Genomic DNA, 11,507 nt, shown 5'->3' with positions numbered 1-11,507 from the left:
TTCACACCGTTATTTCTCCACCGGGATACAGCGTCGAGTTGTACAATCTTTTAGGGTGAGGTAACGATTTCTCAGAGGCACAGGTACTAATATCTATCCACTCGCTTGAATATACCGTTGCGGACTCATCATTATAAATTACAACCTGTTCCCTGCCACATCCCAGAAGATCGCCGTGAACGGCATAACCTTCCTCCTTGAATTCAGCTACAACCCGCATATGTCCATCGTACAAAGCAGGATATACTCCGCCTCCCCGGCGGTACGCGAGAATATAATCCGGAGAACCAAATTGCCAGTTACTCACGGCTTCAACTATAGTCAGCCAACCGTCGCTTGTACGTTCTTCTTTCCACAGTTCCTTGCCATTACAGTCTAGAAGAAACAACGCATCCTTACCTTTTAGCCCTTTGCCGTCATCTTCGCGGATCATTCGGTCCAGCCCGGCAACCTGAAGACCAGGCAGTTCAGGCCGGAATCGGCCTAACGCCAGATGCTGCGACTCGATGGAGCCGTCATAACGCCAAAGCTCTTGTCCGTCCCGGTCATACATCACCGTTACGCTTCCGCCGACAACCAGTTCAGGATAGCCATCTCCATTCACATCGCCAACCCAAATACAGTCCGCATGGTCGTCAAGATCATGGCAGCTCCATAATAAATCACCTTTAGAATCAAGCAGATCATAACCTGCCATCACTTGATCCTGTCCATTTCCATGAAGATCGTGAACCCACGGATAATGTCCTACATTGCCTTTATGCGTCCATAATAAATTGAAATCCTGATCCATGGCCCACAGTTGATGATAACGGTCCTTCAGAATAATGTCGGAAGCGTGTTCTTGCCCTGTTAGATTGGCAATGATAATGCAATCATGTGCATGTTCAGCCGGTAAGTCGTATATGGATTTAACCATTCCTGTTGAACCTTCAAGAATATGAAACCGTCCATCCATTACACATAATACTTCCAGCGCCCCATCACCATCTAAATCATAAATTTGCGCTGGATAGTCCGAGCCTTGGCTGCCAGCGTCAGGATCGGGTGTGCCCACCTGCCACAGCAGCTTGCCATCCATATCAAAAGCAGTCAGGCATTGCACCTGATGGGGAATATAACGTACATCCTGGCGATTATCCGGCTGGACCAGCAGCATTTCTGCACGTCCATCCCCATTCAGATCGCCAATAAGCATTTTACAGCGTGGACCAGCAGCGGAAATATCTACTTTTGCCAGCTGATAGACTGATTGTGTGTCCTTCGTTCTCATTAGAATCCTCCTGTCTTCTCTCTTCGATTAGATCTCAGGGAAACGGACGGTTTGTCCGCCTGCTACTTCTATAATCACACCGTCGATTTCCAGCCAGACAGATACCGCTCCCGGATTATATACAAAATCCCTAGCAGCGGAGAAAATAAGGGCTTCACAAGCCTTCATATAATGAACGAGTTCAATATTTGTGGCGTACCAGATTTCCTCCAGTCCTCCCACTGCTTCACAGAAGCTTTCCATCAGCTCCCAGTTATTATCGTTATCAAATTCATAACTATGGCCCCACACATACATCAGATATAAATACTGCCGTTTATGCAGCTTCACGAACTGCTCCGCATGCTCCAGCAAATGATCATTATGATGGCAAGTCCCCCGCCATTCCAGCCAATCCTCCGGCAGCCCAAAGCCGCCGCCAGTGGTCTGTACCACACGGGCATATTCCATGCCTAAATGAGGCAAAAGCTTCTTTATCTCCTTGTTAAAGGAACCGTTAGGATAAGACATTCCCCGTATCGGCACCTGGAGCAGCGTCTCAAAATATTTTCGATCCTCCATAATCTCATGGATGATTTGCTCCTGCGGACAACGGGCCAGCGTCGGATGGTGTTGCGTATGGACAGATACTTCATGTCCCTGGTACAGCTCAGTTATTTCATCTGCCGTAATACGATCACCTTCACCCAGCAGGCCAGAATTGAGATGAAATGTTCCTCTAATCCCATGGCGGTTAAATAGTCCAACCAATCTTTCGTCAGCCCGTCTGCCGTCATCATAGCTCATCGTAAGCGCCTTATGTCTGCCCTCAGGGTAACAATAATATATAATAGACATCAATCTGAAGCCTCCCTCGCATTACTGTCCAAAAACCGTCAGATTCGAGTATTCAGCAATCAGGGGTGCCATCTGTCGGAACCCAATTTTCCCGCCTGTCAGTAGCGGCCCATAGGTTTCACCATCATCTATCCATGTAAAAATCGGCAGTTCATTGATTGCAAAAGACAGCATAGGGCCACGTTTCACCACTAACATCCGGTAGGGCTCAGTCATGTCGCTGACGTCCGGAAGCGGATCGGCTGCCTGCGCAACCAGATGAAAACCATAACTTTTGCGCAAATTACAGGTGTGAAATTCACGTTCTTCCACCCAACGCCTGCGAAAATACGAGATATGATACGTGTCTATCTGCCCGTGATGGTATTGATCATATTCACCCGTACGGCGAGCAAGCGTGGAATCAAATAAATCCTTCCCACCCTCTCCTTTGGCCGCGATAAACAATATCGCCAATCCCGGCTCACACAATGGGCGGAAATTCCAAGATACGGCGAGGTCTGCCGGGAACTCCTCTGGACACCAGAGAACGACATTTGCTTGTTGTCCGGCCTCGGCATGGATAGTACTCTCTAATCTCATTCGTTGCAAAGGGAAGGAAACCGTTCCCTCTCCCTCCATCTGGAATCCAGCGATATCACTAGTTGAAGCGAGGGGATTATGGTAGATTGGTTTCCATGCTTCAGGGATCAAACCACCTATACCCGTGTCCTGCATCGGCCTAGCCATAAATCATTCCCCCCACAATGAAGCCTTCAATTCGCGAGTTCCGGTATAGCACTACCGATTAATTCCAAGGCAATGATCGTATTTAAAGACCACTGCGAGGCTTCATTTGTATTCATCCAATCGATCTCATTTAACTCAGTCATATAAGTGACCCGATCAGCTTCCTCCTGTAGATTCACACAACCAAACGGATTCTCCAGTAAAATCGACCAGCACCGCTCTGCCGTCGCCGGATCCTTGCGGTAATATGCTCCATATGCCGCAATGGCTACGCTGAGTACAGGATGCTCAAAACGGAGTTTTCCTGAAATCAACCCTCCTGTAAATGCGTCCTTCTCTTCTTGTGGCAAATTATAAAATACGCCGAACTCAGCCAGCATATCTTCCCAGTCCGGGTCCTCCAGCATTGCCGCCAGCTCGAACCACACCTGTGGACCTCCCATGCTAATCGCTAGATGACGCCCCCAGTTATCGTCGCCCATTCCCGACAATAGGCCAGTTGCCGGATCATACCCATATGTGGGACCAGATAATAGCCGTAAATTTGCCCTTTTGATGCAATCCATGCCTGTTATAATCTTGTCACGATAAGCGGTATCCTCGAACCGCTCCCAGCGGGTCATCCAATTAGAGCTAAAGGCTGCCCAGTCCGGACCCACCCTAACATGAGTCGGGAATTCATCCTTCGGAAAATACGCCCGCATCGGGTCCAGAGTAACTGTTGAATAATCAGCATCCTTTACACTGTCCATAATATCGCCGACCCGCTCGTCTCCGGTCAGATAATAATAGTAGCGATGCAGACCCGCCATAGCGATACGAGCCTCTTTGCAGCCGCAGCCCCAGTGGATGACATTATGCCGCGAGCCTAGTCCGGCGTATTCGCCAAAATGATATACATCTACCTCACTCGTATGCCTGGTCATAGCTTCGGCCATTCGGAACACATCCGCTCTCCCGGACCGGAGAAACGTTACCCACAACCACATATTTGGCACCAGCTCGGAATTCTGCCAGGCACAGCCACCGAGATCATAGTTCCATACATGTCTGACCGGATCGTAGCTGTGCATGAAATCTCCGTAGTCCCAAAAACCGTACCATTTGCGCTGCTCGATCTCTTCCTTGTAAAAGGAGATGATCCCGTCCAGCCGCTCTTCCAGATACACCTTGGCTGGCGTGCTCCGATCAGGCAAACTCCAGAAACCAAAAGCACCCGCTTCATGATAATAAGTTGGTTCACAAACCAGCAATGAAGGTTCTTCAGCTTCTGCCTGCATCCGCTGCAACAATTCAGGCCCGGGAGTCTGCGCCGTACACCAGAATGTTAGCTCGCTAGTATTAGCGATACCAAATGGAGTGGCCCGTAATTCTTCTGCACCTTCATACGAGGATTCCACATGTGTTTTTGTATCATAATGCCGCAAGTCCATAGCTGCCGCATCAGGTGACCAGAACCAGACAGTAAGAGCTGCCGCGTCTGTGGCAGTGGAACCAATCTCCATTCCTGCCGGATGCTTACGCCAGAAATTCTTCATCCCGACGGCTAGCCCTCCACCCTCTGCTCCAACATAACCAAGCCCACCTGCCCGGCGGCCTTCTGCTGCCTTGATCCAAGCGCACCCATCCTCTGTCCGCTTCCAGATCCCATAATGCTCGGAAGAATCTTGAACCAGCCGAAAGCTGCCCCAAGTCGCGGAGTCATCCAATAAACTAAGGAAATAGGCATCCTCTTCTGGATCAAATTTCACAGCACATCCTGCTACCTGATCGACGAATAAATCACGGTACTTACCTTTGGTTCGCCGTGTATGCAACGTCTTAGGAGACTCGCTAAACAAGCCGCTATCTCCGGCAAAACGAACATGGCGGTTGTAAAGCGGTCCATGCAGCGGCACTGTGAATTCTATTCCTAATCCTTTAATAAAATCCTGCTGTGGATTACCGTCATAATGAAACGTATGAACTAATCGAATAGACTCCAGCCCAGCATAAAAATATAAACGTAACGTATAGGGAAGCCACTCACGAGCATTGTGTGAAGCTTGGTGAAGTCCCTCTAGCTTCACCACTGCGCGAACAGGTCCGTCCTGTTCAAGGATGGCACTTAACGTTCGTCCTGTGAATCGCTCCTCACGTATGCTCAGGGTGCCAGCACCCTCATCTCTCTGTTCACGTATACATACAAGCTCTCCATTACTGCATACTTCGGTTCCTTCCGTGTCCGCCGGATTTCTGCGCACAATACTGCGGATAAGACCCTTCCCCTGCTTGTTAACCGTGCAAATAATAACACCTGTATCTATAATGAAAGCTTCCTCTGTTTCCTGCACAGTTAGTCGCTCAGTCATTTCCGTAGCTGGAGCCGCTTGATTTATTGTCATTGTCGCTAAGGAATCCTGCTGAATATCCGAATTTTTGTTTACTGCCGAGTGCGTGGACCATTTGATGCTCCCGTCAGGCCAAAAAGCTGCCGGCCAGCTTTGCAGCGGCACAAGCTTTTCGTTCTTCGGCATACTTAAGCAGAGATTCTTTAACGATTCCCTGTTGAGCGCTCCTTTTTTCCAAGGAACCCCCCAGGTAACACCCACATCAATAGCGGGCTTTTTTAGCCAATGCAGGCTAATCGGCAGAGCCGTAGGCACAACAACCATCTCCTTTATACCTTCTTCGCCGCACGTCCTCTTACTTTTAAAGAGCTTCATTATTATGGCTTAGCTCTCTATAGCGGCTTGGGGTTATTCCCTCTTGTTTCTTAAAAATCCGGTTAAAATAGCTATGCTGATAACCCACCTGTTCAGCTACATCGTTAATTCGCAGCGAGGTATCACGCAGCAGCTCCTTGGCTTTATCAAGCCGCAATTCGGTCAGATAATCAATGAAATTTTTCCCGGTGACCCGTTTGAATGATTTACTCAGTAAAAATGGGCTGATCCCTGTATAATCCGCACATCCATCCAGCGAAATATTATCCATATAATGCTCATTGATATACATCATGGCATGCTCAATCGTCCGTTTGATTCCGGCATCAGAACGCTCGCTCAGCTCCGTCAGATACGGTGCGACTACCTTTTCCTGAAACCAGGCAAGGATAAGCTTCGGCTCATGAATTTGCGACAGTGCCGCGTACAGATTAGCCCCTTTGAACAGTTGGTTTGGATGAATGCCTGAGACCATAATGGCGTGCTGAATACTGCCTAACAAATGAAGCATGCCCTGCTGCACATCAATCACTTTTGCCCCATTGGCACACAGTGCCTCCAGAAATTCCTCCAACAGCCGGTAAGCCTCTTCCGCTTCTCCTGTGCGCAGGGCCTGAATCATTCCGCGCTCCAAAGTGAACGAATATTGCGGTTCAGGCGTACTTTGCCCCTCACGATCCAGTAGCTCCATATTAATAATCTGGTTCTCACCACCAAACTGGCGATAACTAGCGGCTTGCTTCGCAGCCTCGAACGCTAGCGGAATACCGGATATCCTTCCAACCGGTGCACTAAACGCCACTGTTACCCTCATTTTTAACATGCGATTAATCGTTCCTGTCAGTTCTTCGCTAAAGGCTTGCACCGCTTCCAGCGATGGATTCGCAACGGGTTCGATAAGAAGTAATCCTGCCGTGAGATCATGGAAATTGATAATATCAGCCTGCTTAAAGTGCTCGGCAGACAATTCTCCGATAATATTGACGGCGGCGAATGATACAAGACTTTCATCACCGTTGCGGAACTTCCCCTCCTGGCTGGAGATGCCTGTAAGCTGAATATAAAGAATAATATAATGACAATCCTCTACTTCCCACTTAAAACGCCGCATCCGGCTTTGCAGATCCTGCTCAGAATAAGAATATAAATACCCCTGAAACAGCTGATGCAGGAAGCTTTCCTTCACATGTGGAAGCTGCTCGGAAAGAGTGTACTTCAGGGCATGGCTCTCCCCGTGCAAGTTCTGCCAATGCCGTTCAATCAGAATAAACTCATCCTCCCTACTCGCAGCCGCCGCTTGGTCAGGCAACAAAGTCTGCAGCAAACGTCCTATCGGTGAATAGATTTTGCGGGAAGCAAACCAAGACAGAATCGCCGCCAGCAGCAAAGCACTGAAGCTAACTAAAAATATCAGTCTCGAAATGAAGACGACAGGTGAAGTTATGCTGGTTATCGGTGAAGCGGACACATAGAGCCAATCTGCGGAGAGTCGGGAAAACTCACCATAAGTCACTGCATATGTAGCCTTACCCCAGTCGAAGAGAAAAGAGGACTCAAGATTTGACTCATGGTTCGCGCCCCGTTCCACAATCTCATTATGCAATGCGGTAAGTAAGGGAGAATCCTCGGCACTGTCTCCAGCAGATACGTACAAATCCCCCGTCGTCTGCAGCAAAAATGTCTCGCCGCTATTATAAGGTGTCATAGTTCGTAGCATCGCAGCTACTTTCTCCGTATCCATGCGGAGCAAAAGAGCCCCGAAGGGCTTCAAGCTTCCGCCCGGAATATGATGGACAAGCGTTAATTCTTTGACATTTGGTTTATTGGGATCGAATGCCCACTGCGTCCAATAGGTGCTTTGTTCAGTATCAATCAATTTGTCATATTGACCCGATACCGCGCTGGAGTCAATCGTGCCATATTCGGGATTAAATAGTAATGGATGATCTCCTGATAGATAGAGTTCAACGTTACTCGTCATCGTGTTCGAGCCCTGCATCACTACGAGTGTCTTCGTAATATCCCAAGCCCGCTCATGATCCTGAATAAAATCAAGGCCATTCAAGCTGTAATCAAACTTGGGATCAAAGGCCCAATGTGCCAGCATCAGCTCCAGATTGGACAGTTGATCATCAATATTAGCCGCCCGCTGTTCAATCTGCCTGTTATGCATCTGCAGCAGCTCGCTCTCCAGGCGTCCCCCTGCCATCCAGTAGACAAGCGCACCAATAATAAACCCCGGAATGGATGACACCACCAGCATAATGATCAGATTTTTACGATAATATCGGCCCTTACAGCCTGACCAGCCTTTTGTATAACGCTTCCATTTCGCCACATTTCTCATCACTATGCTCTCACCAGCCGAATCAGATAAATTTGAAGTGCAATCGAACCACATTCGTTTTGCTCCTCAGATCCTTTCCAGCCGGATAAAAGCACTAGGAAGGATCTAGCGGTCAGCCTTAGCGTATAACTCGTTCATTTCCTTAACTAAATCATCTCCACCTGTTTTTCTCCATACATCAAATGCTGATTTCAATTCAGCTTCATCAATTTGTCCTACAATATATTTTATGCGTGCATCATTAATTACATTGTCGAGTTGAGCACCCTTTTGGGAATATACTGTGGAAATAAAGGCCTCTGCCGGATTAACCACGATCGAAGCTTCATTTGCTTTCTGAACTTCGATTTGTTTAAGCCGCAGCGGTGTCTGAGCTACAGTCTTGGATTTGTCCTCAGGTATAAAGGCCAGAATTTGGTTTAACCCTTCCACTTCTGACTCCAGAAGGACAGTGTCTTTGGAGCGTTCAATAAAACCATCCACCATAGTGTAGTGAGTACCTTCCAAACCAAAACCTAACATCGTTTGTAATTCCGGATTATTGATTTGATCTAGAAAAGCCAGTACCCGTTTCAGTTCTTCTTCGCTCTTCACAGATGATTTTGGAATAGCCAGCATGCCCGAGAAACCAGAGGTCGGCAATGTATGTAGCTTGCCATCCGTACCTGTTACGCCCCCGCTTACATCTACATAATGTTTATCCGGTTCGTCTTTGCCTTCTTTTTCTAGCGCAGCGTGAATTTTATCATCCACCCGGGCGCCTGTATCGACCACATCGACGATTACTCCTGCCTTATTGTTCACGATCGGATCTGTCCATTTGGCACTATCCATAACTGCGAAGTCGGAGTTGATCAATTTCTCATCATACAGCTTCTTCATGAACTTAAGCGCTTCCAAATATTCTGGATATTCATGCTCAGGCACCAGCTTGCCATCTTGCACGCCCCATTTATTCGGTGTTCCAAACCATAACTTAATGGTATCAAAACCGCTGGCCCACTGGCCGCTCCATTTGACCAGCACCATGCCATAAGTATCCTCTTTACCATTGCCGTCTGGATCTTTTTCCTTGAACGCTTTCAGCATATTGTAGAAATCATCTACCGTCTGCGGTGTTTGCAGCCCCACCTTCTCCAGCCAATCCTTACGGAAAACCATACCGTTACGGCCGAGTACACGCCCCCGATAGATTCCGTAATTCTTCCCATCAATAGCCGAGTTTTTCAGAATAACCGGGTTCGCTTGGCTTAAATTCGGATAATCCTTAAGATAAGGCCCTACTTCCCAGAATGCGCCCGATTTGGCAGCGTTCACAAAACTAGAAGCCTTAACATCCCCCACGTAGATAATAGTCGGCAGCTTCCCAGAAGCTAGCGTAATATTAAATTTATCTGCATAAGATGCGTTCGGGACCCACTCAAAGTGGATTTTTGTGTGGGTCTGTTTCTCCAGTTCAGCAGCAACCGGACTGCCATCCTTCGGATAATTTGTTTTGAATATCGGCAGCATGAGGGTCAGATCCAGCGGGGACTCGCTTTTCTCTTCTCCAGTATTACTACTCCCCTCACTTTTGCTGTTAGAACCTGCAGATTCATTACCTGAGCAACCTGCAACAACAGTGGTAACCATCATAGCCACAAGTAAAAGTAACAACCAGCGCTTCTTTTTTACCGAACGATTAGCTTCCATTATTATACCTCCAAATTGGAATAAGTTAAGTTTGCTATCCTTTAACAGAACCCAGCATCACCCCTTTAGCGAAATGTTTTTGCAGAAATGGGTACACACATAAAATTGGTAGAGTACCTACTACAATGACCGCCATTTTAATCGACTGCTCCGGTGGCTGCACAAAGCTCGGATCCATAGAACTCATATCGCCAGCCGCAGATTGGGACAACATTACGATCTGTCGCAGCATCACCTGCAAAGGCCATTTTGTCGGATCCGTAATGTAGAGCAGTGCCGAGAAGAAATTGTTCCAATGTCCCACAGCATAGAACAACGTAAATGTAGCAAGAACCGGTTTGGATAAAGGAAGGACTATCTTCCACAACAAGCCCAGCTCAGAACAACCATCAATACGCGCCGCTTCTTCCATTTCTATAGGCAGCTCCTGAAAAAAGTTTTTGACAATAATCAGGTTAAAGGCGCTAATTGCTCCCGGTAAAATAAGAGAATTGAGCGTATCAAGCAGATGCAGTTCCCGAATGACGAGATAGGTTGGAATCATTCCTCCACCGAACAGCATCGTAAAAATAACAAGGTTGAGTACCAAATTACGGCCCATCAGATATCGTTTTGCCATCGGATAAGCCATTGTTACCGTGAAGAATAAATTAACGACAGTTCCGATTACCGTAACATAAATAGAAACCCCTATACTGCGCATAATCGTATCTGTTGAAAAGATAAATCGGTAGGCGTCAAATGAAATCGTGGTCGGGATCAGGAATACGGCACGTTTAGTAATTTCCGCATCTGTAGCGAAGGAGCCCGAAACCACAAAGAGGAAAGGGAGAATCGCTACGATTCCGATAATCCCTAAAAATATATAATTGAATACATCAAATGCAGTTCCACCCGTACTCTTGTATTGTTTGGCCACAGCAAGCTACTCCCTTCTCAATAAAGTCCGGATTCACCAAATTTTTTGGCGATCCAATTCGTCCCGAGCACAAGCGTCACACCGATTATTGATTTGAATAATCCAACAGCTGTACTGTAGCTAAAAGCTCCCTGGGTGATTCCCAGTGCGTATACATAGGTATCGAACACCTCCCCTACTTCACGATTAAGAGCATTCATCATTAAATAAATTTGTTCAAAACCGTTATCCAAAATCGTTCCCATCCGAAGAATAAGTAAAATAACGATTGTACTGCGAATAGCAGGCAATGTAATATGCCAAATCTGCCGCCACCTGTTCGCACCGTCTACTACCGCAGCCTCATATTGCTCCACATCTACACCGGCCAGCGCTGCCAGGAATATAATTGTCCCCCAACCGCACTCCTTCCAGATCGTCTGGAGAATAATCAATGGACGGAACCAGTCGGGATTAGCTAGAAAGTCTATTTTCCTGCCTGTAAACGTATACAAAAACTCATTTACAGTCCCGCCTTCCGTAGTTAGAAATACATAGCTCATACTGGCCACAATGACCATGGATATAAAGTGCGGAACATAAATCATCGTTTGTATCGTCTTTTTATAGAAGGAAAGCCGTATTTCGTTTAGAAGCAGTGCCAGAATAATCGGCGCCGGAAAAAAGAAAATCAAATTATAAAACGATAACAATAACGTATTGCGCAGCAGCATAAAGAAATCGGGATTCTGGAAAAAAACACGAAAATGCTCAAAACCTACCCATTCACTTTTCTGAAAACCAAGAAACGGCTGGTAATTCTTAAAAGCCAACAGCACGCCCCACATCGGAACATATTTGAAAACAAGAAAATAAAGGACTCCAGGGAGCAGCAGAATATATAACCATTTATCACGTTTAAAACGTTTCCATCTTCTTACCCGGATATTTCGATAGGTCTGCGGTTTTAGCTGTTGTTCTGCAGTTCCCGGAACTGTTACGTGCTTCATCCTGTTCACCTCCATT

General features: G+C 47.0%; 8 protein-coding genes. All 8 read right to left on the bottom strand.

Going from position 1 to position 11,507, the window contains the following annotated elements; translation table 11 throughout:
• Position 1 precedes the first annotated feature (1 nt).
• Genes NSQ50_RS07465 through NSQ50_RS07430 form a run of 8 tightly spaced genes read right to left on the bottom strand, consistent with a single transcriptional unit; the run spans position 2 to position 11,491 of the window.
• The gene (locus NSQ50_RS07465) at positions 2–1,273 is read right to left on the bottom strand and encodes an FG-GAP repeat protein (RefSeq protein WP_076225120.1); all 1,272 of its coding nucleotides are present in this window, start codon (positions 1,271–1,273) and stop codon (positions 2–4) included.
• Positions 1,274–1,300: 27 nt separating this feature from the next.
• Positions 1,301–2,110: a polysaccharide deacetylase family protein gene (locus tag NSQ50_RS07460; protein WP_038569480.1), complete on the bottom strand. Its 810-nt coding sequence runs from the start codon at positions 2,108–2,110 to the stop codon at positions 1,301–1,303.
• Positions 2,111–2,131: 21 nt separating this feature from the next.
• Positions 2,132–2,839: a DUF1961 family protein gene (locus NSQ50_RS07455; protein ID WP_244886440.1), complete on the bottom strand. Its 708-nt coding sequence runs from the start codon at positions 2,837–2,839 to the stop codon at positions 2,132–2,134.
• Between the two features lie 26 nt (positions 2,840–2,865).
• Entirely contained in the window at positions 2,866–5,484 is a 2,619-nt protein-coding gene (locus NSQ50_RS07450) for an exo-rhamnogalacturonan lyase family protein (RefSeq protein WP_370510576.1), read from the bottom strand.
• A gap of 46 nt (positions 5,485–5,530) precedes the next feature.
• On the bottom strand, positions 5,531–7,945 hold the full coding sequence (locus tag NSQ50_RS07445) for a helix-turn-helix domain-containing protein (RefSeq protein WP_080742433.1): 2,415 nt from the start codon (positions 7,943–7,945) through the stop codon (positions 5,531–5,533).
• A 51-nt stretch (positions 7,946–7,996) separates the two neighbouring features.
• Entirely contained in the window at positions 7,997–9,583 is a 1,587-nt protein-coding gene (locus tag NSQ50_RS07440; RefSeq protein ID WP_036675669.1) for an extracellular solute-binding protein, read from the bottom strand.
• Between the two features lie 34 nt (positions 9,584–9,617).
• On the bottom strand, positions 9,618–10,502 hold the full coding sequence (locus NSQ50_RS07435) for a carbohydrate ABC transporter permease (RefSeq protein ID WP_036675671.1): 885 nt from the start codon (positions 10,500–10,502) through the stop codon (positions 9,618–9,620).
• 17 nt (positions 10,503–10,519) lie between these two features.
• Entirely contained in the window at positions 10,520–11,491 is a 972-nt protein-coding gene (locus NSQ50_RS07430) for an ABC transporter permease (RefSeq protein ID WP_076106155.1), read from the bottom strand.
• Positions 11,492–11,507 lie beyond the last annotated feature (16 nt).

This window comes from Paenibacillus sp. FSL R10-2788, from assembly GCF_038003885.1.
In the GTDB taxonomy this organism is placed as follows: domain Bacteria; phylum Bacillota; class Bacilli; order Paenibacillales; family Paenibacillaceae; genus Paenibacillus_AQ; species Paenibacillus_AQ odorifer.
Note: the sequence above shows the minus strand (reverse complement) of the source record. Positions and strands in the feature narration are given on the sequence as shown.

Bases quoted from the DNA above. Each gene is read 5' to 3' on its own strand.
- NSQ50_RS07465 (WP_076225120.1), bottom strand. From the start codon at position 1,273: ATGAGAACGAAGGACACACAATCAGTCTATCAGCTGGCAAAAGTAGAT.
- NSQ50_RS07445 (WP_080742433.1), bottom strand. From the start codon at position 7,945: ATGTGGTTCGATTGCACTTCAAATTTATCTGATTCGGCTGGTGAGAGC.
- NSQ50_RS07430 (WP_076106155.1), bottom strand. From the start codon at position 11,491: ATGAAGCACGTAACAGTTCCGGGAACTGCAGAACAACAGCTAAAACCG.
- NSQ50_RS07455 (WP_244886440.1), bottom strand. From the start codon at position 2,839: ATGGCTAGGCCGATGCAGGACACGGGTATAGGTGGTTTGATCCCTGAA.
- NSQ50_RS07460 (WP_038569480.1), bottom strand. From the start codon at position 2,110: ATGTCTATTATATATTATTGTTACCCTGAGGGCAGACATAAGGCGCTT.
- NSQ50_RS07440 (WP_036675669.1), bottom strand. From the start codon at position 9,583: ATGGAAGCTAATCGTTCGGTAAAAAAGAAGCGCTGGTTGTTACTTTTA.